General features: G+C 74.0%; 20 protein-coding genes. 5 read left to right on the top strand and 15 right to left on the bottom strand.

The features are described 5' to 3' along the window. Positions 1-2: 2 nt before the first annotated feature. Genes ACFO4E_RS25790 through ACFO4E_RS25800 form a run of 3 tightly spaced genes read right to left on the bottom strand, consistent with a single transcriptional unit; the run spans position 3 to position 3,700 of the window. Complete coding sequence (locus ACFO4E_RS25790) at positions 3-956, bottom strand: beta/alpha barrel domain-containing protein (protein ID WP_378579072.1); 954 nt, start codon at positions 954-956, stop codon at positions 3-5. Further along, the gene (locus tag ACFO4E_RS25795) at positions 953-2,215 is read right to left on the bottom strand and encodes a CaiB/BaiF CoA transferase family protein (protein WP_378579074.1); all 1,263 of its coding nucleotides are present in this window, start codon (positions 2,213-2,215) and stop codon (positions 953-955) included. Before ACFO4E_RS25795 ends, ACFO4E_RS25790 begins: the two co-directional genes overlap by 4 nt. A 27-nt stretch (positions 2,216-2,242) precedes the next feature. Further along, positions 2,243-3,700, bottom strand: a complete 1,458-nt coding sequence (locus ACFO4E_RS25800) for a GntP family permease (protein ID WP_378579075.1) — start codon at positions 3,698-3,700, stop codon at positions 2,243-2,245. Positions 3,701-3,957: 257 nt separating this feature from the next. Between ACFO4E_RS25800 and ctaD the strand changes: the two genes are divergently transcribed. Further along, positions 3,958-5,637 carry an aa3-type cytochrome oxidase subunit I gene (ctaD, locus tag ACFO4E_RS25805; RefSeq protein ID WP_378579077.1) on the top strand — a complete coding sequence of 560 codons (1,680 nt, stop codon included), beginning with the start codon at positions 3,958-3,960 and terminating at the stop codon, positions 5,635-5,637. 67 nt (positions 5,638-5,704) lie between these two features. On the opposite strand, the gene ACFO4E_RS25810 is transcribed toward ctaD, so the two are convergent. Both ACFO4E_RS25810 and ACFO4E_RS25815 read right to left on the bottom strand, forming a co-directional pair. Continuing rightward, positions 5,705-7,288 (bottom strand): ABC transporter permease, encoded by a 1,584-nt coding sequence (locus ACFO4E_RS25810; protein WP_378579078.1) that lies wholly within the window; start codon positions 7,286-7,288, stop codon positions 5,705-5,707. Beyond that, positions 7,285-8,241: an ABC transporter ATP-binding protein gene (locus ACFO4E_RS25815; protein WP_378579080.1), complete on the bottom strand. Its 957-nt coding sequence runs from the start codon at positions 8,239-8,241 to the stop codon at positions 7,285-7,287. Before ACFO4E_RS25815 ends, ACFO4E_RS25810 begins: the two co-directional genes overlap by 4 nt. A gap of 93 nt (positions 8,242-8,334) precedes the next feature. Between ACFO4E_RS25815 and ACFO4E_RS25820 the strand changes: the two genes are divergently transcribed. Next, positions 8,335-8,820, top strand: coding sequence for a GbsR/MarR family transcriptional regulator (locus ACFO4E_RS25820; protein WP_378579083.1), 486 nt, complete (start codon positions 8,335-8,337; stop codon positions 8,818-8,820). Positions 8,821-8,884: 64 nt separating this feature from the next. Here ACFO4E_RS25820 and ACFO4E_RS25825 read toward each other — a convergent pair whose 3' ends face one another. Further along, entirely contained in the window at positions 8,885-9,556 is a 672-nt protein-coding gene (locus ACFO4E_RS25825) for a TetR/AcrR family transcriptional regulator (RefSeq protein WP_378579086.1), read from the bottom strand. A gap of 162 nt (positions 9,557-9,718) precedes the next feature. Here ACFO4E_RS25825 and ACFO4E_RS25830 point away from each other — a divergent pair, with 162 nt between their 5' ends. After that, a complete protein-coding gene (locus ACFO4E_RS25830; RefSeq protein WP_378579089.1) occupies positions 9,719-10,720 on the top strand; it encodes an SDR family NAD(P)-dependent oxidoreductase in 1,002 nt (333 codons plus the stop codon). A gap of 109 nt (positions 10,721-10,829) precedes the next feature. On the opposite strand, the gene ACFO4E_RS25835 is transcribed toward ACFO4E_RS25830, so the two are convergent. The 7 genes from ACFO4E_RS25835 to ACFO4E_RS25865 all read right to left on the bottom strand — a co-directional run bounded on the left by ACFO4E_RS25835 (position 10,830) and on the right by ACFO4E_RS25865 (position 17,181). Then, entirely contained in the window at positions 10,830-10,973 is a 144-nt protein-coding gene (locus ACFO4E_RS25835; protein ID WP_378579091.1) for a hypothetical protein, read from the bottom strand. A gap of 125 nt (positions 10,974-11,098) precedes the next feature. Beyond that, positions 11,099-11,680, bottom strand: a complete 582-nt coding sequence (locus ACFO4E_RS25840; RefSeq protein ID WP_378579094.1) for a hypothetical protein — start codon at positions 11,678-11,680, stop codon at positions 11,099-11,101. A 123-nt stretch (positions 11,681-11,803) separates the two neighbouring features. Then, positions 11,804-12,571: an SDR family NAD(P)-dependent oxidoreductase gene (locus tag ACFO4E_RS25845; RefSeq protein ID WP_378579095.1), complete on the bottom strand. Its 768-nt coding sequence runs from the start codon at positions 12,569-12,571 to the stop codon at positions 11,804-11,806. Between the two features lie 11 nt (positions 12,572-12,582). After that, the gene (locus ACFO4E_RS25850) at positions 12,583-13,383 is read right to left on the bottom strand and encodes an SDR family NAD(P)-dependent oxidoreductase (RefSeq protein WP_378579097.1); all 801 of its coding nucleotides are present in this window, start codon (positions 13,381-13,383) and stop codon (positions 12,583-12,585) included. Between the two features lie 104 nt (positions 13,384-13,487). Further along, positions 13,488-14,837, bottom strand: coding sequence for an MFS transporter (locus ACFO4E_RS25855; protein ID WP_378579098.1), 1,350 nt, complete (start codon positions 14,835-14,837; stop codon positions 13,488-13,490). A 375-nt stretch (positions 14,838-15,212) separates the two neighbouring features. Continuing rightward, entirely contained in the window at positions 15,213-16,100 is an 888-nt protein-coding gene (locus ACFO4E_RS25860) for a polysaccharide deacetylase family protein (protein WP_378579099.1), read from the bottom strand. A 52-nt stretch (positions 16,101-16,152) separates the two neighbouring features. After that, positions 16,153-17,181 carry an asparaginase gene (locus ACFO4E_RS25865; protein WP_378579101.1) on the bottom strand — a complete coding sequence of 343 codons (1,029 nt, stop codon included), beginning with the start codon at positions 17,179-17,181 and terminating at the stop codon, positions 16,153-16,155. 165 nt (positions 17,182-17,346) lie between these two features. Between ACFO4E_RS25865 and ACFO4E_RS25870 the strand changes: the two genes are divergently transcribed. Both ACFO4E_RS25870 and ACFO4E_RS25875 read left to right on the top strand, forming a co-directional pair. Then, complete coding sequence (locus tag ACFO4E_RS25870; RefSeq protein WP_378579102.1) at positions 17,347-18,399, top strand: LacI family DNA-binding transcriptional regulator; 1,053 nt, start codon at positions 17,347-17,349, stop codon at positions 18,397-18,399. 452 nt (positions 18,400-18,851) lie between these two features. Further along, complete coding sequence (locus ACFO4E_RS25875) at positions 18,852-19,841, top strand: adenosine deaminase (protein ID WP_378579131.1); 990 nt, start codon at positions 18,852-18,854, stop codon at positions 19,839-19,841. A gap of 329 nt (positions 19,842-20,170) precedes the next feature. Here ACFO4E_RS25875 and ACFO4E_RS25880 read toward each other — a convergent pair whose 3' ends face one another. Further along, on the bottom strand, positions 20,171-20,833 hold the full coding sequence (locus ACFO4E_RS25880) for a response regulator (protein WP_378579103.1): 663 nt from the start codon (positions 20,831-20,833) through the stop codon (positions 20,171-20,173). Beyond that, on the bottom strand, positions 20,830-22,164 hold the full coding sequence (locus ACFO4E_RS25885) for a sensor histidine kinase (RefSeq protein WP_378579105.1): 1,335 nt from the start codon (positions 22,162-22,164) through the stop codon (positions 20,830-20,832). Before ACFO4E_RS25885 ends, ACFO4E_RS25880 begins: the two co-directional genes overlap by 4 nt. Between the last annotated feature and the right edge of the window lie 106 nt (positions 22,165-22,270).

The raw sequence follows: 22,270 nt of genomic DNA on the forward strand, positions 1-22,270 counted from the left end.
GTTCACCCCGCGTCCCGTTCCGCGCCGGCGGCCAGGGCCCAGGGGAACGCCGTGGCGCTGGAGTGGGCGCCCTGCACCGCGCGCGAGCGGTTGGGCTCGCCGAGGTCGGCGAGGAGGCCGTCGGTCAGCCCGACCATCGCGGCGAAGGCCGCCGGTGTGAGCCAGTCGGGCCGCAGGGCGAAGAGCAGGTCCTCGGTGGCGGCGTTGCCGCTGGCGCCGGGCGCGAACGGGCAGCCGCCGAGCCCGCCCAGTGAACCGTCGACCTCGGCGGCGCCGGCGGCCACCGCGGCCAGGGAGTTCGCCACGCCCAGGCCCCACGTGTCGTGCCCGTGGTAGACGACGCGCCGGGGCGGCGTGTGCGCGGCGACCCGCGCGATCAGGCCGGCCACCTGCGCGGGGACGGCCTGGCCGAGGGTGTCGCAGACGACGATGTCGGCGGCGCCGCGGGTCCGCTCGTCGGCGGCGATGGCCAGGACCCGCTCCTCGGGCACCGCGCCCTCGAAGGGGCAGGTGAAGGACGTCGCGACGCACAGCTGGATCCGGCCCGAAACGGACCGGGCGTGCTCCGCGGCGGCGGGCATGGCGTCGAGGCTGGCCTCGGTGGGGCGCCCGATGTTGGCCCTGTTGTGGGCGTCGGACGCCGACAGGCAGTACTGGAAGTTGACCGCGCCGGCCAGGGCCGCCTTCTCGACGTGGCGGGGGGTGGCGACCCAGACCCAGCAGCGGGCGAGCTCGTCGGGGTCGAGCCGCTCGATCACCTCCAGCGTGTTCGCCATGGAGGGGACCAGGTCGGGGCGGGCGAGCGAGCCGATCTCGATCGCGGGGACGCCGATCTCCAGCAGTTCGCGCACCACCGCGACCTTGCGGTCGGTCGCCAGCGGCTTGCCGGTGAGCTGGAGCCCGTCGCGCAGGGTGACGTCGCGCAGGGTCGCCTGCGGCTGGAACGTGGTGGTCATGCGCGCGCCTCCGTGTGCCCGGTGATCTCGTCCATCTCGGCTTCGCTGCGCCCCAGGACGGCGGCGAGCACGTCGCGGGTGTGCTCGCCGAGGTCGGGGCCGACCGACCGGATCGGCAGCGAGGCCGGCCCCATCAGCGGCACGATGCCCGGGAAGCCCACTTCCGCCGGTTCGCCCGCGCCGGTGTCGACGGGCAGGCGCTGGATCATGTCCCTGGCGCGGTACTGGTCGTCGGCGCAGATGTCGGCGGCGGTGTAGATCGGCCCCGCCGGGACGCCCGCCTCCTCCAGCCGCTCCAGGACCTCGTCGCGGGTGCGGGCGGCGGTCCAGTCGGAGATGGCGCGGTCGAGTTCGTCGCGCCGCTCCCAGCGTCGGGCGTTGCTGCCCAGGTCCGGGTCCGCGGCGAGGTCGGGCCGCCCGATCGCGTCCATGTAGCGCTGGAAGATCGAGTCGCCGTTGCCCGCGATGACCACGCTGGCGCCGTCGCCGCACACGTAGGCGTTGGAGGGGGCGATGCCCTCCATCCGGCCGCCGACGCGCTGCCGGTCCACCCCGTAGGCCAGGTGGTCGGGCACCAGCGATTCCATCATGGAGAAGACGGCCTCGTGCAGCGCGACGTCGATCGCGCGCTCGGCCAGCGGCGGGCGCGCCGCCGGTGCGTCCCGCGACGGCGCTGCGGCCGATTCCCGCTCGAACAGGGCGACCATGACGCCGAACGCCGCGTACAGGCCGGCGATGGAGTCGCCGATGGACACGCCCACGCGCGCCGGCGGCCGGTCGGCCTCGCCGACGAGGTGGCGCAGCCCGCCCATGGCCTCGGCGACGGCGGCGAACCCGGGGCGGCCGGCGAGCGGGCCGGTCTGGCCGAACGCGGAGACGCGGGCGAGCACGATGCCGGGGTTGGCCTCCTCCAGAACATCGGGGCCCAGCCCCCACTTCTCCAGGGTGCCGGGGCGGAAGTTCTCGATGACGACGTCGCAGTGGCGGGCGAGGTCCAGTACGGTGGAGCGGCCCAGGGGGGTCTTCAGGTCCAGCACGACCGACTTCTTGTTGCGGTTGACGGTGCGGAAGAGCATCGACACGTCGCCGGCGTAGAGGCGCCAGTTCCGCAGTTCGTCGCCCCGCCCGGGCCGCTCCACCTTGATCACCTCCGCGCCGAAGTCGGCGAGCATCCGCCCGGCGGTGGGCCCGGCGATGTAGTTGCCGAGTTCGAGCACCCGGACGCCCTCCAGCGGCAGGCGTGTCGGCTCGTTGCGCATGCGTTCTCGTTCTCCTGTCTTCTGCGGTCAGAGGAAGAGGCTCAGGGCGAGGATGGGCCCCAGGGCGACGACCGAGGCGAGGGAGACCCCCACCGAGCAGGTCTTGAGGGTGCCGCGCGTGGTCTGGCCCATCAGGGACTGGAGCAGCCAGAAGGTGTTGCTCGTCAGGTGCACCATGAACAGCGACCCCGCCCCGGCGGCCAGGGCGATGAGCACCGGCTCCAGGCCGAGCGAGGACGCCACGGGCGCGAGCAGGCCGGCCGCGGTGATCGCGGAGATCGTCACCGAGCCGACGGCGATGTGCAGCACCGCGGCGATCGCCCACACCACCAGCAGGGGCGCCCAAGACCCCGCCGAGAGGTACTGGCCGAGGATGTCGCCGAGCCCGATGGCCTCGATGGTCGCGGCGAGGGAGCCGCCGACACCGCTGAGCAGCAGGATCTGGCCGCTCTGCCGCAGCCCGTTCTCCAGCGCGTCCTCGACCTTGGGCTGGCCCATGACCCGGCGGCCGATGAGGCAGGTGCCGACCAGGCCGATGAGCAGGGCGACCATCGGCGTCGACAGGAACGCCACGACCGGGTTGCGCCACTCCAGCGTCTCGGTGACGGCGCCCGCGGCGACCAGCACCAGGGCGGCGATGAGCGGGGTGAAGAGCAGGAGCAGGGAGGGGCGGGGCCGGTCCCCGGTCGCGGGGTCCTGGTCGGCCGGGCCGGCCGGTCCGGTGCCGGTGTCCGCCGGGTCGCCGCCCGCACCGGCGGCGGCCTCGCCGGCGTGGCCGGAGCCGCCCGCCGCCGCCGTGGACACGGCGCCGGCCTCGGACGCCGCGGCGACCACGACGGGTTCCTGCTCGTCGAGTTCCGGCTTCCACCAGCCACGGGTCAGCACGGCGGTCATGATCGAGATGGAGATGGCCACGGTCGGGATCACGACGATGAGCCCGTAGACGAGGTAGGTGCCCAGCGGGACGCCGAGCAGGCCGGCCAGGGCCAGGGCCGCGACCCCGGGGACGGTGAAGACGATGCCGCATTCGAGGCCGATCGCCAGCGCGGTGGCCATGCGCGCGGTGCCGTAGCGGCCGAGCCGCGGGGCCACCGCCTTGGCGAGCGGAGCGGCGATCACCAGCAGCACGTCGAGGAAGATCGACTGGAGGAAGGTCGCGATGGTCAGCGCCATCGCGTGCGGGAGGCGCTGGGGGCCCAGGGTGCGCAGCAGGCCGTCGACCAGGCGCCGGATCGCGCCCATGTCGCTGAGCAGCGAGCCCATCAGCACACCGAAGGCGATGAGCAGGCCGATCTCGGCGAGGACGTCGCCGAACCCGGTGGCCGCGGTCTCGATCGTGCCCTCGACGCCGAGCCCGGTGGCGAGGCCGAGGTAGCAGGAGCCCAGGACCAGCGCGATGAGCGGGTTGAGCTTGAACCGGACGATGAGCAACACGATGGCGAGGATCGCCACGGCCGTGTTGACCAGGATCGCAGTGTCTGACATGGGGGTGGTCCTGTTCGCTGGTGATCACATGGGGTCGTGCCGTGAATCACACCTCTTCCGGCAGATGGCCTAGATTATGAGCACATGTCCACGATGTGAGTCAATGGTTGATTGTGAGGCACGACACGAACGCGCTCCGCGACAGGCCCCGGCGGCGCCCTTCATTGGCGTGTCGTCGCAGGTGAACGGTTGGACGGCGGTCATGCTCGGGGGGTGGACGGCCCGCCGGCCGCCGGACGAGCGACAGGAGCTGCGACATGGCCGTCACCCGCCCCACGCCCGGCCGCGACGACCCGGCGGCGCCGGAACGGCGGCGCGCTCGGCGGCCCAAGGGCACGGTCCTCGTCTCGTGGCTGGGCTCCACCGACCACAAGGTGATCGGCTACCTCTACCTGATGACGTCCTTCGGGTTCTTCCTGCTCGCCGGCGCGATGGCCATGCTGTTCCGCGCCGAGCTGCTGCTGCCCGGGATGCAGGTGGTGACCCCGGAGCAGTACAACCAGCTGTTCACGATGCACGGCACGATCATGATGCTGCTGTTCGCGACGCCCCTGTTCATCGGCTTCGCCAACGTCATCGTCCCGTTGCAGATCGGCGCGCCCGACGTCGCCTTCCCCCGGCTCAACATGCTCGGCTACTGGCTGTTCCTGTTCGGCGGGCTGATCACGGTGGGCGGGTTCCTCTCCCCCGGCGGCGCCGCGAGCTTCGGGTGGTTCGCCTACAGCCCGCTGTCGGACGCGGTGCGCAGCCCCGGGATCGGGGGCGACCTGTGGCTGCTCGGCCTCATGGTGTCGGGGCTGGGGACCATCCTGGCGTCGGTCAACTTCCTCACGACGATCTTCTGCCTGCGCGCCCCCGGCATGACCGCGTTCCGCATGCCCATCTTCACCTGGAACATCCTGTTCACCGGGGTCATGGTGCTGCTGGCCTTCCCCATCCTCACCGCCGCCCTGGCCGCCCTGGGTGCCGACCGCATCCTCGGCGCGCACGTCTACGACGCCTCGACCGGCGGCGCGCTGCTCTGGCAGCACCTGTTCTGGTTCTTCGGCCACCCCGAGGTCTACATCGTGGCGCTGCCGTTCTTCGGGATCATCACCGAGGTCATCCCGGTGTTCTCCCGCAAGGCGCTCTTCGGTTACAAGGGAATGGTCGCCGCGACGATCTCGATCACCGCGCTGTCGATGACGGTGTGGGCGCACCATATGTTCGCCACCGGAGCGGTCCTGCTGCCGTTCTTCTCCTTCCTGTCCTTTCTGATCGCGGTGCCCACCGGCATCAAGTTCTTCAACTGGATCGGCACCATGTGGCGGGGCCAGCTCACCTTCCCGGCGCCCATGCTGTTCGCGGTCGGTTTCCTGGTCACCTTCCTGTTCGGCGGCCTGACCGGGGTGCTCCTGGCGTCACCGCCGATCGACTTCCACGTCACCGACTCCTATTTCGTGGTGGGCCACTTCCACTACGTTCTCTTCGGCACGGTGGTGTTCGCCATGTTCGCGGGGTTCTACTTCTGGTGGCCGAAGTTCACCGGCCGGATGCTGCACGAAGGGCTCGGGGCGTGCCATTTCTGGACGCTGTTCGTGAGCTTCCACGCGACATTCGGCGTACAGCACTGGCTGGGCGCGGAGGGGATGCCGAGGCGCTACGCCGACTACCTGCCCTCCGACGGGTTCACGGTCTTGAACGCGGTGTCGAGCATCGGCTCCTTCGTCCTGGGCGCGTCGACCCTGATCTTCCTCGCCAACGTCTGGCGCACGTCGGTCAAGGGCGCCCCGGCCGCCGCCGACGACCCCTGGGGCTACGGCAACTCCCTGGAATGGGCCACCTCCTGCCCCCCGCCCCGCCACAACTTCCCCCGCCTGCCCCGCATCCGCTCCGAACGCCCCGCCTTCGACCTCCACCACCCCACCGCCACCCGCACCGGGAAGCCTCCCGGCTGAACCGCGCCCCGCGGGACGGCGGGGCCGGGGACGCCCCGGACGGAGCGGCCCCGGCGGCGAGCGGGCTTCAGCCGAGGTCGCGGCGGCGCAGCATGGCCAGGCCGACCGCGGCCAGACCGACGGCGATCGCGGTGAGGACGGCCGCCGGCACCAGAGCGGGATCGGCCGCCGGCAGCCCCGGTGTCCACGCGAAGGGCGAGACCGCGAGGACCGCGTGCGGAGCGCCCGCCAGCTCGACGGCGAACTCCAGGACGACGAGCACTCCCAGCACGGCGTAGGCACCGGGCGCGGCGGCCCGTGGCGCCCACCCGTAGAGCGCGGCGGCCAGGGCCGCCAGCACCCACACCGACGGCACCCGGACCAGCGCCGCCGCGAGCAGACCCGGAAGCTCGCCGCCGATGTCGCCGACGGCCGCCCCGTAGGCCAGCCCGGCCCCGAGCCCGACACCGGCGAGGACGGCGGCGGAGCCCAGCGCCGCGATCACCAGGTGGCCGCCGGCCCAGCGGAGCCGGTCCACCGGCCCGGTGAGGATCGGCTCGGCCCGGCCCTCGGCCTCCTCCGACCGCAGCCGCAGCACCGCCTGGACCGCGTAGACGCACGCGACCTGGCCGATGATGTAGATGACGATCGCGAAGTAGCCGTCGACCGGCCGGCCCCCGTCGTCGGCCAGGGCGCCGAGCATCGGGCTCGCGGCCACCAGGTCGGCGGCGCCGCGGGCCACGGCGCCCAGGCCGGCGCCGAAGAGGGTGGCGGCGACCAGCCAGGCCAGCAGCGGGCCCTTGTGCAGCCGCCAGGCCAGGGCGATCGGGGTGCGCAGCCGGGGCGGTGCCGCCGCCGGTCCCGGGCGCGGCGGGAGCAGCCCCGAGCCCAGGTCCCGCCGGGCCGAGAGGAGATAGGCCGCGCCAGCCACCGGCAGGCACATCACAGCGGTGAGGACGACGGGCCACAGGTGGTCGCCGGCGAAGGGCCGGACCTGCTGGGTCCACCCGAACGGGGTCAGCCAGGCCGGCCAGGTCGCGCCGCTGATGTCGGCGGCGGCCCGCAGCGCGTAGCAGACCCCCATGGCTCCGGCGGCCAGGCCGATCGCGCCCCGTGAGGACGCCGAGAGCTGCGCCGCCACGGCCGCGACCGCGGCGAAGGCCCACCCTGCCGCCGCGATCGACAGGCCCATGGCGATCGCCCCCTCGGGCGCCCGCCCCAGCGCCGTGAGCCCGGCGGCGATGGCGGCGGCGCACACCAGGTTCGCGGCGGCGACGACGGCCAGCACCGCGGTCAGCGGTGCGTGCCGGCCCACCACGGTCGCGCCGAGCAGTTCGCGGCGGCCCGCCTCCTCGTCGGCGCGGGTGTGGCGGACCACGGCGAGGATGCCGGCGAGCGCGACGAGGAGCGCCGCCTGCCCGCGGACGCGCCACGCGGCGATGGCGCCCTCGCTGCTGCCGTAGATGGGGCCGATGGCCAGGAGCTGGGTGGGGTCGGTGTTGTTGTGCCGGACGTAGGCTTCGCGGGCGGCCTCGTCGGGAAGGGTCCCCGGCATCGCGGCGGCCACTCCGATGACGAGCAGGGCGGCGACGCCGAACCACCCCGCCAGCCGGATGCGGTCGCGGCGCAGGGTCAGCCCGATGAGGGCCGGGGTGCCCGCCAGGGTGCTCACCGCCGCGCCCCGTTCGGGGTCGCGGCCGCCCCTGCCTCAGGATCGGCGCCCGCATCGGAGCCGGTCGCGGCGGTGTCCGAGTAGTGCCGCATGAACAGCTCCTCCAGGGTCGGGGGCCGGCTGGTCAGGCCGCGCACGCCGGTGGCGACCAGGCGGCCCAGGACACCGTCGAGCGCGTCGGGGGACACGTCGCAGCTCAGCCGGGTGCCCTCGACGCGGACGTCGTGCACGCCGGGGAGGTGGGAGAGGTCGGGGGCGGGGCCCGCCAGGTCGGCGGAGATCGAGGTGCGCGCGAGGTGGCGCATGCCGGCGAGGGTGCCGGATTCGACGACGCGGCCGTCGCGGATGATGCTCACGCGGTCGCAGAGGGCTTCGACCTCGGAGAGGATGTGGCTGGAGAGCAGGACCGTGCGGCCTTTGGCGCGCTCCTCGGCGACGCTCGCGCTGAACACCGCCTCCATCAGGGGGTCCAGGCCGGAGGTGGGCTCGTCGAGGATGAGCAGCTCGGTGTCGGAGGACAGCGCCGCGACCAGGGCGACCTTCTGCCGGTTGCCCTTGGAGTAGGCCCGCCCCTTCTTGCGGGGGTCGAGCCGGAACCGGTCGAGGAGTTCGGCCCGGCGGCGGGGGTCCAGGCCGCCGCGCAGCCGGCCCAGCAGGTCGATCACCTCACCGCCGGTCAGGTTGGGCCACAGCGTCACGTCGCCGGGCACGTAGGCCAGGCGGCGGTGGAGTTCCGTGGCGTCCGTCCACGGGTCGCCGCCCAGCAGGCGCACCGTGCCGGAATCGGCGCGCAGCAGGCCCAGCAGGACCCGGACGGTCGTCGACTTGCCCGCGCCGTTGGGTCCTAGGAAGCCGTGGACTTCGCCGGTGCGCACGGTCATGTCGAGTCCGTCCAGCGCCCGGTGCCGGCCGAATGTCTTGACCAGGCCGGATACGGATATCGCGTTCGTCATGCCCTCACGATACAGTTATTTCATGAATTTCGTGAAGTATGGAAAACGTCAAGAACTGGCAGCATGGTGCGCCGGTGGAGAGGAGCCGGCCGCATGACGCACGCCCCCGAATTCCCGGGACACCACGACGCAGAGGTGCTGCGCTACCTGGAGCGCTTCGCCGTGGTGATGGCGGACTCCGGGTATCCGCGGATGGCGGCGCGCGTCTTCGCCGCGATCCTGGTGTCGGAAGAGGGCCGCAGGACGGCGGCCGAACTGGCCGACCTGCTCGGCGTCGGCGCGCCCGCCATCTCGGGGGGCGTCAAGTACCTGATGAACGTCGGGATGGTGGTCCGGGAGCGGCTGCCGGGTGAGCGGCGCGACTCCTACCGGGTCCGCGACGGCGCCTGGTACGCGACGATCAGCGAGACCGACGTCTTCCGGCAGTGGGAGGAGATCAGCCGCGCCGGTGTCGAGGTCCTCGGCCCCGAGAGCCCCGCCGGCTCCCGGCTCCACGAGACCGAGCGCTTCTTCGCCTTCCTGCGCGAGGAGATCCCGGCCCTGATGGCCAAGTGGGAGAAGCGGCGCCGCACCGGATGACCCCGCGCCGCCCGCCCCGCGCCCCCCGCCCCGCGGCGCCACGAGCGGCGGCGCCCCGCCGGGGTCACCCGGACACGGGACCGGCGGCACCGCCGGGGGTGGTCGCCCCGCTCCGCGGAGGCGCGAGTCCCAGGGGATGGAAGACGCCGGACGAGATCAGCTCCAGGTACCAGTCGGCGGCCTGGCCGGCGGGGTAGGGGGCGTCCCGCTCCAGCCACCACGCCAGCGACCCGAGGGCCGCGGACGCGGCGAAGCCGGCGACGACCTCCGGCGGCATCCGCGCCGATTCGGGGGTGACCCCCGCGGCCCGGATCCGCGCGAGCAGCAGGCCCTCGAAGTAGGTGCGCAGGTCCGCCCGGACCCGCGCCGATCCGCCGTCGCCGAGAATCCCCCGGTAGAAGCGGGGCTGCGCGGCGATCGCCTCCAGGAATCCGACCAGCCACTCGGGGACCCGCACCGGCTCCCCCGGTTCTCGGGCCAGCAGCGGGCCGACGCGCACCGGCTCGAACGTCCGGCCGATCACGTCCAGCAGCAGGTCGTACTTGCCGTCGTAGTGCGCGTAGAAGGTGGCCCGGTTGACCATCGCCCGCTCGGCGATGTCGCGCACCGTGACCGGCTCGTAGCCGGACTCCTCCACCAGCGCGACCAGTGCCTCGCGCAGGAGCTTGCGCGTACGGCGCACCCGCAGGTCGCCGCTCTCCGGCCGCCGCCCGGATCCTCTCGGCTTTCCCGACACCCCGCACCCCTCTGTCGCCTATCCGACGCCCGATGCGCCGCTCCGCGGCACGTCCCCGGCCCGGGGTCCTAGAGTCCGGATCCGGGGGTTCGACAACACAGTGTCGTACAACTGCTCGTGCGTCGCTTAAGAACGCGCCGCGGATATATGGAGGACGCCGATATGGGAGCGCTCGACGGACGGGTCGCCGTCATCACGGGGGCCGGGCGCGGGATCGGCCGCGCCGAAGCGCTGTTCTTCGCCGAGCACGGCGCCAAGGTGGTCGTCAACGACCCCGGGGTCGCGGCGGACGGGTCGGCGGGCGACACCGGCGTCGCGCAGCGGGTCGCCGACGAGATCACGGCGCTGGGCGGCCGCGCCGTCGCCACCAGCGACAGCGTGGCCGAATGGGACGGCGCGCGGCGCGTCGTCGCGACGGCGGTCGAGGCGTTCGGCGACCTCGACGTGCTGGTCAACAACGCCGCCATCGAACGCAACCGCGCGGTTTCGGTGATGACCGAGGAGGACTTCGACGCGGTGGTGGCCGTCAAGCTCAAGGGCACGTTCGCGACGACCCGCTGGGCGGTGCGCCACTGGCGGTCGCGCGCCGAGGCGGGCGAGCTGCGCGACCGCTCCGTGGTCAACACCGCGTCGGGGTCCGGGCTCCTCAACCCGCTGCCCGCCCAGACGAACTACGCGGCCGTCAACGCCGGGATCGCCGCGATGACGACCGTGCACGCCCTGGAGCTGGGGCGCTACCGCGTCCGCGTCAACTGCGTGTCGCCGTCGATGGTGCGCACCCGGTTGTCCGAGGCCGTGCCCGGGATGCCGGGACCGGCACCCGCCGGCGCCTACGACCCGGCACACCCGGTCGCCGTCGCCCCGGTCGCCGCCTACCTCGCGTCCGCGGCGTGCACGCTCAATGGGCAGGTGGTTTCGGTGCGCGGCGGGTCGGTGGCGATCAACCGCGGCTGGACCACGGGCCCGCGCGTCGACGCCGGCGCGCGGTACTGGACGGTGCCGGAGCTGGCGGCGGAACTGGAATCCCTCCCCCATGGGGACCCCGTGGCCGAGCTCACCGCCGCCCTGCGCGGAGCACTCGGGGCGGGGGGCGAAGCCGCGATCCGCCACATGATCGACACCGCACTCGACGCCCCCGACCCGGCACCACCGGTCGGAGCCTGACCGGCCGCGCATCGGGCGAGCCCCCGCGGCTCGGGCGAGCGGCCGGACGCCGCGTCCCCATCCCGGCCGAACGCCGATAAGGCCGCAACGGCCCGCCCCTGCGCGCGGCTCACCCCTGCCAGGTGAACCCGGAGGAGGCGGCGTCACCGGTGTGCTCGACGCAGACGACGGTGTAGCCGGCCACCTGGGCGGAGTCACCAGGGGCGAGGGTGGCGTCGTCCGGCTCCCGGTGCGCCCGCCGGCTCCCGGTCACCCGGATATCGGCCCCTTGGCCGACCACAAGGTGGGACGCCGGAGGAACCCGTGCGGCTCCACGGAATCCGGCACGCCTCAGCCGACCCCGGTCCTCGCTCCTGGCCACCCAGGGCCTCGCTCCCCTCACGTCTCCAGCCGTCGCGGAGCGGGGGCGAGGGCAGCGATATCGGCGGCCAGCGTCCGGGCGCCGGAGTCGGCGTGCAGGGCCGGGGCCGTGGCCACGCGCCCGTTGGTGCGCACCTCGACCCGGTGCCCGTCCAGGCGCACTGCCGTCCCGGGCGGCAGGAACACCATGAGGCCGGACGGGACGGGCGCAGCCGCGCGCACGGCGGCGCACCACACGGCGACGGTCTCCACCGGGATGCCTTCCGGCAGCGGCGCCCGCGTATCCGGGTCGCCGGCCGGCACGGCTCCCGCCCCCTCGCAGAGGGCGGGACCGTCCCGGCCCGGGACAAGCGGACCGTACCGGCGGGTGAGGTGGGCGACGGCCGCCTCCAGCGACGGCGAGAACGACCAGCCGCCCTGGTCCCAGAGCCGCCAGCCGCCGCCGTGCCACGGCTTCACCCGCACCCGCCGGGCCCGCGCCGCGGGCGCCCGGTCCAGCAGAGCGGCGAGCGCCGCGCCGCGCCGGGCGGCACCGCCGCCGGTCAACGGCGCGACGCGCTCGATCCATGTGGTGGCGCCTCCGCCACAGGCTCCGCACATCCTGGTCGGCCTCTCGTCCTCTCCGGTCATAGCCTGCGTGACCGCCGTTCCGGGTCCGGCCTGCCGTCACCGGACTCCGAGCGCGGGATCACCACAGCGGCGGGACACCGCCCGGCGCGTACGTCACGAATGCATGACGTCGCCGCTGTTGGGACCCAGGGTCTGGCCGGTGTAGAGGTTGCCGCCCGGATCGCCGGCCAGCAGGACCGCCGTGGGTGCGACCTCCTCCACCCGGCCGAACCGGCCGAGCGGCAGCTCGGCGCCCTTGGCCGCCTTCCACTCCGGCGACAGCCCGTCGATGAGCGGCGTTTCGATCGGCCCGGGGGCTATGGCATTGACCAGCACCCCGTGCCGCGACACCTCTCGTGCGAGGGCCTTGGTGAAGCCGATGACCCCGGCCTTGGCCGCCGAGTAGTGGGTCAGACCCTCGCCGCCCTTCTGGCCCAGTTGTGAGGCGATGTTGATGACGCGGCCCCCGCCCGCCGCGATCATGTGCGGCACGGTGTAGCGGCAGGTGAGGAACACGCTGCGCAGGTCGACGTCGAGCATCCGGTCCCAGGTGGCCGGGTCCATCTCCACCAGCGGTACCTCGGTGAGGATGCCCGCGCAGTTCACCAGGACGTCGATCCGTCCGTGCCGGGCGACGGCGTCGTCCACCGCGGCGCGCACCTGCCCGGCGTCGGTGACGTCCAGGGGGTACCGGCCGACGGCCCGCCCCGCTGGGAGCGACGCCGCGGTCCGGTCCAGCCGCTCGCCGTCCAGGTCGGCGAGCACCACCGCCGCACCGGCCTCGGCGTAGGCGAACGCGATCGCGGCGCCGATTCCGCTGGCCGCGCCCGTGACGAGGGCGACCCGCCCGGCGAGCGCCCCAGGGGAGGTGGTCGTGGTCATGATCGGCTCCTTCAGTCGGGGAAGCGGACGGTGAGTCCGCCGTCGACGGTGATGTGCTGGCCGGTGATGTAGGCGGCGTCGTCGGAGGTGAGGAAGCGGATGACCCGGGCCACCTCGTCAGCGCGGCCGACACGGCCCGCGGGGATCCCGGCGCCCGCCGCGCGCAGTCCGTCCGGACCGAGCGAGTTCTCCGCGTCGAGCGATTGCGGGGTCTCGATCAGGCCCGGGATGACCGCGTTCACTCGGACACCTCGCGGGGCCAGTTCCACCCCGAGGGAGCGCACGAGCCCGAGCACGCCCGCCTTCGCCGCCGCGTAGTGGGCGTGGTCGGCCCAGCCGTACACCCCGCCCGCTATCGAGGACACCGCGACCAGCGCCCCGCCGGTGCCGATCTCGGCCGCAGCGGAGCGGAAGACCCGCAGGACACCGGTCAGGTCGACGCTGAGCATGTCGTCCCAGCGTTCGTCGGTCAGCTCCGACAGCGGTGCCCGGCGCAGGACGCCCGCGTTGGCCACCGCGATGTCCAGGCGGCCGAACTCGCCGACCGCCGCCGCGACGAGCGCGTCGGTGCCCGCCGGGTCGCGGACGTCGACGGCCACCGCCACGGCGCGCCCGCCCGCGGCCTCGACCCGCGCGACGGCCGCACCGGGGTCGTGCGGGTCGCCCGCGTGGTATCCGATCACGCTCGCCACGCCCGCGCGTGCGTAGGCCACGGCCAGGGCCAGGCCGATGCCGCTGGCCCCGCCGGTGATGACGGCGACCCTCCCTGGCAGGCCGTCGTCCCGTGTCGGTGGCGGAGTGGTCTCGCTCATCGGTCCCTCTTCTCTGTGCTCGATCTCGTCGTGCCGCGGTGGCCGCCGCGCCGCGCTCCGGCAGGGGCACGGCGCAGCCGGGGTCGCCTGGTAGTCAGGCGGTCCTATGTCGTTGGCGGGTCGGACGGGCCGCCGCCCTGGTCGACCTTCCGGGTGCCGAGCATCGCCAGGCCGGAGCCGAGGATGCCCAGCGCTCCGGCGAAGAACGCCGCGGTCCCCATGGGGATCCCGGCGGTGAGGAGGGCCGACAGCACGGCCGAACCGGCGATCGCACCCACCGGCCCCATGATGTGCGCGGTGTTGGGCCCGATCCCGCGGACGTGGGCGGGGAACGACTCCCCCATATAGAACAGCAGCGCCGCGTAGGGCCCGGTGAGGAAGAACAGCCCGAGCGCGTACATGGCGATGACGAAGCCGGAGTCGGCCGGGCCGAACAGCATGGCCGTGAAGACCACCCCGCCGATCAGCCAGCCGCCGGTGATGGTGGCCCGGCGGCCGATGCGGTCGCCGACGTAGCCGTGGAACAGGTAGCCGAGGAATCCGGCGGCGTTGGCCAGGATGAGCACCAGCAGCGCGCTGTCGAACGAGACGCCCTTCGCCTCGATCAGGACCGTCGTGCCGAGCACGGAGAAGACCTGGATGCCCATCCAGTTGAGCAGCCACGCGGCGGACAGGCAGAGCGTGTGCATGCGCAGGCCGGGCGCGAACACGTCGCGCAGCCGTCCCTGCCGCTCGTCCTCCACGCCCGCCCGCTGGGCGAGCGCGTCGGCTTCGGCGCCGCGCCCCTCCGCCCGCAGCTTCCGGATGTGCCGGAGGTTGACGAAGACCGGCGACTCCGGGATGCGGTAGGCCAAGGCGACGATGATGATCGCGGGCACGGTCGCGAAGAGGAACACGCCGCGCCAGCCGATCTCGGTCAGCAGGAGCGCCGTGACCAGGGCACCCAGCAGTGCACCGACGGGCCAGCCGCTCTGCACGAAGCTGTACATGAAGCCGCGGCGGCGGCTCTTGCCGTACACCTCGTTGAGGTAGACGCCGTTGACGACCTCTTCGGAGTAGCCCAGGCCGGAGAAGGACCGGACCAGGATCATCGACGCCTTACCGCCCACCAGGGCACTGACCCCCGAGGTCAGGGCGGCGCCGGCGGTGGTGATCATCAGGGACGGCTTGCGGCCGAGCCGGTCGAGCATGGGGCCCACCGCGAGGGAGACGACGAACGTTCCGGCCGTGACCCAGGTGGCCACCACGGTGCTCTCGCTCGCGCTCCACCCGAGGTCGGCGGAGATCTCCGGGAGCAAGGTCCCGAAGAGGGTGTGGTCGAAGACGCTGAAGACCCAGGCGAAGAAGCAGACGATGGAGATACGGCGCACCATCGCGGGCGACAGCGGCGCGCCGCCCGGTGGGAAGAGGTCGTTGTTCGAGGGACGGGACGGCGTGGACTGCGCAGAGGACACGGTCGTACCCCTTTCCGGATAGATCAGGGAAGGCGCGGGATGTGCGAGCGGATCGGAGGATGCGGCGGTGGGATGGAGCGGCGCCGGTCGATCCGGGCGGGGTCGGACGCCGGGGTCCGGACTGCGGTGAGCGGACTGCGTTAAGCGGGGTGCGGTGAGCGGGGTGCAGTGAGCGGGGTGCGCTGGCCGCGGGTGCGGCCGCCGGGATCGGGCGCGGGGCGTGTCGGCGCCCCGGCCGGGAGGCGCCGTGCCCGATCGGACCGTCGACGGGTGGCCGGTGGCGGGACGGCTGTGGGCGGTGCCGCCGTGGTCGCGGCATGTGCGTGCCGCTGTTCGGATGCGGCCGGCCGCAATCCCGGGCCACCCGCGGGATGGTCAGGTGCGCGGGTTGCGGCGGGTGAAGTCGTCGGCGATCTCGTCGAAGGTCACCCAGCGCACGTCGTCGTGGCCGCTGATGTGCTCGATGATCCGCTCGTGCATGAGCAGCGTCTGCGGCCGGCCCGACACGTCGGGGTGCACCGTCATGGTGAACACCGGATTGTCGATGTCCTCCCGCTCGCGGTAGAGCCAGTCGAACTGGTCCAGCCACATCCGCTCGACGTCGCGCGGGCTGACGAATCCGTGGCTGTTGGGGCTGGCCTTGACGAACATCATGGGCGGCAGGTCGTCGAGGTACCAGGACGCGGGGATCTCGACCAGGTCCGTCTCGGCGCCGCGCTCCAGGGGCCTCATCCAGTCCTCGGCGGGGCGCTCGTAGTCGATCTTGGTCCAGGTGTCGCCGACGCGCACGTAGTAGGGCTCGAAGTCGCGATGCATCAGGGAGTGGTCGTATTTGATGCCCCGCTCGATCAGCAGTTCGTTGGTCACCGGGGAGAACTCCCACCACGGAGCGACGTAGCCGGTCGGCCGCCGCCCGGTGCGGGACTCGATCAGGCCGATGCAGTGGTCCAGGATCGCCGACTCCTGCTCGCGGCTCATCGCGATCGGGTTCTCATGGCTGTAGCCGTGGACGCCGATCTCGTGGCCCGCCGCCGAACACGCCTCGAACTGCTCCGGGAACGTCTCGATGGAGTGCCCCGGCCAGAACCAGGTGGTGCGCATCTCCCGGCGGCGGAACAGCTCCAGCAGCCGGGGGACGCCCACCTCGCCCGCGAACAGGCCGCGCGAAATGTCGCACGGGGAGTCCTCCCCGCCGTACGACCCGAGCCAGCCGCCGACCGCGTCGACGTCCACGCCGTAGGCGACCAGGATTTCCTTCGTCATCGTCCATGCCCTTCGTGTGTCTGTTGTCGTGTCCGTACACGTGATGCGGTGGTCAATCCGCCGCCGCGCCGACGGCGCGCAGGTAAGCGGTGCAGCGGTCCCGGATCCGGTCGAGCCCCGCCGGCCCGGGCTCCGCGAGCGATCCGGCGAGGACCGCCGCGAGCAGCAGCCGGGCCTGCCACGGGGACAGGTCACCCGCGAAGACCGCCCCGGCCGCGGCGAGGTCGGTGCCGCCCCCCGCGTAAAGGCCGACCACGGGCCCCTCGAAGGTGCGGCTGGCGATCGCCACCGGCACGCCCCCGGCGAGCACGTCGGCGACGGCCCGCGTGACGTGGGGCGCGGTGTTCCCGGCGCCGAACGCGGCGATGACGACACCCCGGGCCCCTGAGTCCACGGCCGCGTGCAGGGCCCGGGGGTCGACCCCGAGGTACTGGGGGACGACGTCGACGCGCGGCAGGTCGTCCAGGTCGGCGATCGCGGCCCCGGGCAGGGGCGGTGCGAGCGGCGGGCGGTAATGGCGACGCAGGCCGGCGTCGTCGATGTGGGCCATGGGCCCGCGCCCGGTCGCCGCGAACGCGGACAGGGCGAGGCTGCGGGTTTTGCGGACGCCCACGGCGGGCCAGATCTCGTCGTTGAACGCGATACTCACGCCGGTACCGCGGGCCTGCTGGGACGCTGCCCAGCGCAGGGCCATGGCGAGGTTGCGGGCGCCGTCGCCGCCCGGGGCGTCGAAAGGACGCTGCGCGCCGGTGAACACAACGGGCGTGGGGTCGTCGCCTTGGGCGAGGGCCACGAGGAACGCGACCTCCTCCATGGTGTCGGTGCCATGGGTGACCACGACCCCGTCGGCTCGTGCGGCGGCCTCGCGGACGGCCCGGACCAGTTCGAGACCGTCCGCGGTGGTCGCCGCGAAGCTGACGACCTGCCGGACGCCCTGAACCTCGACGTCCACGCCGGGGTCCGACCACACGGCCCGGGCGGCGGCGAAGAGTTCGCCCGGGGCGACCTCGACCCGCCTGCCCTGGTCGGAGTCACGGGTGGCGATGGTGCCGCCCGTGCCGAGATATACGAGATGACGCACGCGACCTGACCTCTCCGCTAACGTTAGCGCTAACGATTGCGAACATGGTGCACGCCACACGCTCCCTGGTCAAGCCCCTGATCGTCCCCACCTCGGTCAGCGGTCGGCGCACGGCGGCCGTGCGCAACAATGGCTTAACCGCCCCGATGTCCGGAAGCGAACGTGATGCCACCAAGCGAGTCACCCGAACCCGCCGCAGGCGGCCCCGCCGATCCCGCGGAGGCCCGCCGTCCGGCCCGGCTGGCGGACGTTGCCCACGCCGCGGGCGTGCACCCCACGACTGTTTCGCGCGCATTGCGAGGAAGTGACGGTGTGGGCTCCGCCACAGCGCGCCGGGTCCGCGAGGCCGCCGACCGGCTCGGCTATTCGCCGCACCCCATGGCGACCAGCCTGCGCACCGGCCGGTCCACACTCATCGGGGTGGTGGTCCCCCGCCTCACCGACATCGTGCTCGCCACCATCTACGAGGGTGTCGAGGAGGGGTCCGCGCGCGCCGGCTACCAGGCCGTCGTGGCCAACAGCGGCGACGATGCCGAGGCCCAGCATCTGCGCGTCGACACCCTGCTGGGGCTGCGCGTCGCCGGCCTCATCCTGGGCGACGCCCGCACCGATTCCGGGCTGGTCGCCGATCTGGAGGCCAGGGGAACCGAAGTCGTGCTGGTGTCGCGGCGCCTGCCCGGTGTCACGTCGGTGACCTGCGACGACATCAACGGTGGGCGGCTCGCCGCCGAGCACCTGTTCGGCCTGGGCCACCGCACGGTCGGCATCATCGCCGGCGAGCCCTACGCCTCCACCGGCATCGAGCGGACACTCGGGTTCCGCGAGCTGTACGCGCAGGCGGGCTCGGCGGTCCCCGACGCCTACGCGCCCACCTCCCGGTTCGATACCCGCGGGGGCCGTGAGGCGGCCGAGTACCTGCTCCGGCTCGATCCGCGGCCGACCGCGCTGTTCGCGACGAACGACTTCGCCGCGATCGGCGCCATGGGCGCCATCCGCGACGCGGGGCTGCGCGTGGGCACCGACGTCGCCGTCGTCGGATTCAACGACGTCCCGCTCGCCGCCGAACTGCCCATCCCGCTGACCTCGGTGCGCTCCCCCATGCGCGAGATGGGCCGCATCGCCGCCACCACGCTCGCCGATGCGCTCAACGGCCGCCCCACCGCCTCCACCCTGCTGCCCCCCGAGCTCCGGGCCCGCGCCTCCACCGTGCCCGGCTGACCGCCCCCCGGCCCGGCCCCGCGGTGCCCGGCGCGGGCGCCACCGTCCACCGGGGCGTGCGGCCGTGCGCGGTGCGACTCGGCGTCACGACACGCCCCGGGGACCGCCCTCTCCGGCGCCGATCCGGAGATACTGGGCGGAAGCGACCGCCGCGAGGCGGCCTTTGCGCAGGTGCTCGTGGTGTTCGCGCGGGTGCGGGGCCCGGTCGGCCCCGCGGCGCGCTCATCGGACCGGTGGCGGTCGCCCGCCCATCGATCCGCGGCCGCTCCAGACCGAGGGGGTCCTATGCGACGTGCCGACCGGCGACCGGCCCAGCCGCGGCAGGGCGGCCGCCGATGCCCGCGGCCGGCACCGCGCCGACCGCTCGACCGGGATCCGGACCGTCCGCGGTCCGCGCGTCCGCGGGTTCCCGCGGCCGGTCTCGCGCTCCCCGGCCGGGCGGGTGCGCGATGATCGGCGTCCCCAAGGCGGAGCTGCACGTGCACATCGAGGGCACGCTCGAACCCGAGCTGGTGTTCGACCTGGCCCGCCGCAACGGTGTCCCCGCTCCGGCCGGCTCCGTCGAGGAGCTGCGGGCCCGCTACATGTTCACCGGCCTCCGCTCGTTCCTCGACGTGTACTACGCCAATATGGCGGTCCTGCGCACCGGGCAGGACTTCCACGACTTGGCGGCGGCCTACCTCGCCCGCGCCGCGGAGCAGGGGGTGCGCCACGCCGAGGTGTTCTTCGACCCCCAGGCGCACCTGGCGCGCGGGGTGTCCATGGGCGCGGTCGTCGAGGGGCTTGCCGGCGCGGCGGACGAGGCGCGCCACCTCGGGATCTCCGCCGATCTGATCCTGTGCTTCCTGCGCGACGAGCCGGCGGAGTCGGCGGCGGAGGCACTGCGGCTCGCCGAGCCGTTCCTCGACAGGATCGTTGCGGTGGGCCTGGACTCCGCCGAGGCCGGTTACCCGCCGGCGGCGTTCGCCGAGGTCTTCGCGACGGCCCGGGCCATGGGGCTGCGCGCGGTCGCCCACGCGGGCGAGGAGGGCCCGCCCGAATACGTCCGGGAGGCCCTGGACCTGCTGCGGGTCGAGCGCGTGGACCACGGGATCCGGTCGCTGGAGGACCCCGCGCTCGTCGCCCGGCTGCGCGACGAGCAGGTGCCGCTCACGGTGTGCCCCCTGTCCAACGTGCGGCTGGGCCTGGTCGACGCGATCACCGACCACCCGCTGGCGCGGATGCTGGAGGAAGGACTGCTGGCCACCGTCAACTCCGACGACCCCGCCTACTTCGGCGGCTACGCGGGCGACAACTTCGCGGCCGTGCGCTCGGGGCTCGGCCTGTCGGACTCCGACCTGCGGCTGCTGGCCGCCAACTCCTTCGAGGCGTCGTTCCTTCCCGAGGACCGCAAGACCGACCTGATCGCCGAGACCACCGGCTGGGCCGGAGCGGAGGGCTAGCGTCCCGCCCGCCCGTGCCCCCAGGGCGGCCGATCGAAAGCGCGCGCACCGACCGGCCGCAGGCCCACGGAGGCGAACGGCCGAGGGCACGCGGAGGCGAACAGCCGGGGGGCGCGAAGCACCGGCCGGAGCGTGCGGACGGGACCCGCACACGCACCAGACGCGGGGTCGGACGCCCACGGACTGGACGAACGAACGCCCGAAGCGGAGCCCAAGCGGGCCGCCGGGACGCCGAAGGGTGACCGGCGACCGGCGGGGCGGGCGAGCAGGCCCGGGCACCGACCGGCAGCCTGCGAACAGGATGCCCGTACCCCGCGCGCAAGCACGGGTCAGGACGGGGCGGGCGGGGCGGGGATGCCGGCCTCGTGGGCCACCAGGCCCGCCTGGGTACGGTTCGTACAGCCCAGCTTGGTGAGCATCCGCGATACGTAGCTCTTCACCGTCGTCTCGGCGAGGAACAGCCGCCGGGCGATGTCGGCGTTGGACATCCCCTCGCCCAGGCAGCCCAGGATCTCGCGCTCGCGCTCGCTCAGGCCCTCGGCCCGGCGCCGGGCGTCCTCGGCCCGGCCCCGCCCACCGCCGGAGACCGCCAGCAGCCGCCGGGTGGCCTCGGGCGACATCACCGTGTGGCCGTCGGCGGCCACGCGCACCAGGTTGATCAGGTCCTCGGCGGGGGTCGACTTCACCAGGAACCCGATCGCGCCGGCACTGAGCGCGCGCACCACGTGGGTGTCGTCGTCGAACGTCGTCAGTGCCACCACGACCGGCGGGTCGGGCAGGGCGGCGATCCGCTCGATGGCCGCGATCCCGTCGACCCCGGGCATCCGCAGGTCCATCAGGACCACGCGGGGCCGGTAGCGCAGCACGGCCTCGACCGCCTCGGCGCCGTCGCGCGCCTCGCCGGCCACCTCGATGTCGTCGGCCGATTCCAGGATGGTGCGCAGGTGCGCACAGACCATCGGCTCGTCGTCGGCGACGATGACGCGGATCATCGGTGCGGGCCCGCCTTGCGCTCCGGGGTGGTGTCGTTGGGCAGTATCGCATTGAGCTGGAACCCGCCGTCGGAGGTCGGCTCGGCGTTGAGGGTGCCGCCCAGGAGTTCGGCCCGCTGGCGCAGCCCGGCCAGCCCCGCCCCGGACCCGCCACCGGCCAGCAGCGGGTCGGGCTCCGCGGCCGACGGCCCGTTGGCCACCCCGACCAGGACCCCGTCGTGCCGGTAGCGCAGATCGACCCGGGTCGCGGCGCCGGGCGCGTGCTTGCGGACGTTGGTCAGCGCCTCCTGCACGATGCGGTGCACGGCGCGCGCCACGTGCGGGGCCACGCCGCCGGGGTCCCCCGATACCGCGACCTCCACCGGGAGGCCCACCGACCGCGACTGCGCCACCAGGTCGGCGAGGTCCGGGGCCGGCTCCGGCGCGCCGGTGGCCGGCGGGGCCGCGGCGTGCTCGGCCGGGACCGCCGCCCGGTCGTCGCGCAACACGCCGATGATGTCGCGCAGCTCCGCGATCGCCCTGCTGCCCGCCGAGCGGATGTCGTCGGCCGCGGCCCGCACCCGCGGGTCGGCGGTCGCCACGCCGAGTGCGCCCGCCTGGAGCACCATCAGGCTGACCTGGTGGGTGACCGCGTCGTGCATCTCCGCCGCGAGGCGGCGCCGCTCCTCGATCCGGGTGCGCTCCGCGAGCAGCTCGCGCTCGCGGGCCTCCTGGACGAGCCGGTCGTGCCGGGCCCGCCGCAGGCGCTGGGCCAGGCTCACGGTCGTCCCGCCGAGCACCGGCGCCATCGCGCCGAGCGTGCTGTAGAGCACGGAGCCGCCCGGGGGTGCGGTCAGGATCCCGGCGGTCACGACGTATCCGGCCAGCGCCAGCCCGCCGACCGCCCATTGGACCGGCGAGCGCGCCTCGCGCACCAGGTTCGGGCTGGTCCACGCCAGGGCGAGCGGAATCCAGACGACGCCTCCCGCGCGGGCCAGCTCGCTCCACGCGGGGTCCACGGTGAACAGCAGCAGGCTCACCGCGACGATGGCGAGGGTGGCGGTGAGCGGCCGGGTCCGGTCGACCAGCACGAGGAGCGACACCAGGACCTGCACCGCCGCGCCCACCGCCAGCGCCACGGGGTCGGCGCCGGGCAGAACGGCCGCGGCGAACAGGGCGCCGAGCACGGCGAGCACCGCGAGCGCGGCGGCCGCGGCCGCCCGCACCCGGGAGATCCGGCGCGGGCCCCGGGGGCCGGGGGCGGTCTCGGGACCGGGGGTGTCGGGCTCGCCGGTGCCGTGCCGCCGCCCGCCAGTGCTGGGGGTGCCCGCGGCACCGCGTGGATGGGCCATGCCCCAACGCTAGGACCTGGGCGCGGACCGCGGGCAGGATCCGCGGTCCCCCGGCTCAGATCGCAACTTTTGTTGTCACCGCCGACCACCTTCTGATCTCGCGGCG

The organism is Nocardiopsis mangrovi (assembly GCF_042653925.1).
GTDB lineage: Bacteria > Actinomycetota > Actinomycetes > Streptosporangiales > Streptosporangiaceae > Nocardiopsis_B > Nocardiopsis_B mangrovi.

What these genes read in the sequence shown, in the direction of transcription:
- ACFO4E_RS25880 (WP_378579103.1), bottom strand. Translation starts at nt 20,833, where the DNA reads ATGATCCGCGTCATCGTCGCCGACGACGAGCCGATGGTCTGTGCGCAC.
- ctaD (WP_378579077.1), top strand. Translation starts at nt 3,958, where the DNA reads ATGGCCGTCACCCGCCCCACGCCCGGCCGCGACGACCCGGCGGCGCCG.
- ACFO4E_RS25815 (WP_378579080.1), bottom strand. Translation starts at nt 8,241, where the DNA reads ATGACGAACGCGATATCCGTATCCGGCCTGGTCAAGACATTCGGCCGG.
- ACFO4E_RS25840 (WP_378579094.1), bottom strand. Translation starts at nt 11,680, where the DNA reads ATGTGCGGAGCCTGTGGCGGAGGCGCCACCACATGGATCGAGCGCGTC.
- ACFO4E_RS25830 (WP_378579089.1), top strand. Translation starts at nt 9,719, where the DNA reads ATGGGAGCGCTCGACGGACGGGTCGCCGTCATCACGGGGGCCGGGCGC.
- ACFO4E_RS25790 (WP_378579072.1), bottom strand. Translation starts at nt 956, where the DNA reads ATGACCACCACGTTCCAGCCGCAGGCGACCCTGCGCGACGTCACCCTG.
- ACFO4E_RS25800 (WP_378579075.1), bottom strand. Translation starts at nt 3,700, where the DNA reads ATGTCAGACACTGCGATCCTGGTCAACACGGCCGTGGCGATCCTCGCC.
- ACFO4E_RS25795 (WP_378579074.1), bottom strand. Translation starts at nt 2,215, where the DNA reads ATGCGCAACGAGCCGACACGCCTGCCGCTGGAGGGCGTCCGGGTGCTC.
- ACFO4E_RS25870 (WP_378579102.1), top strand. Translation starts at nt 17,347, where the DNA reads ATGCCACCAAGCGAGTCACCCGAACCCGCCGCAGGCGGCCCCGCCGAT.
- ACFO4E_RS25845 (WP_378579095.1), bottom strand. Translation starts at nt 12,571, where the DNA reads ATGACCACGACCACCTCCCCTGGGGCGCTCGCCGGGCGGGTCGCCCTC.
- ACFO4E_RS25820 (WP_378579083.1), top strand. Translation starts at nt 8,335, where the DNA reads ATGACGCACGCCCCCGAATTCCCGGGACACCACGACGCAGAGGTGCTG.
- ACFO4E_RS25850 (WP_378579097.1), bottom strand. Translation starts at nt 13,383, where the DNA reads ATGAGCGAGACCACTCCGCCACCGACACGGGACGACGGCCTGCCAGGG.
- ACFO4E_RS25860 (WP_378579099.1), bottom strand. Translation starts at nt 16,100, where the DNA reads ATGACGAAGGAAATCCTGGTCGCCTACGGCGTGGACGTCGACGCGGTC.
- ACFO4E_RS25885 (WP_378579105.1), bottom strand. Translation starts at nt 22,164, where the DNA reads ATGGCCCATCCACGCGGTGCCGCGGGCACCCCCAGCACTGGCGGGCGG.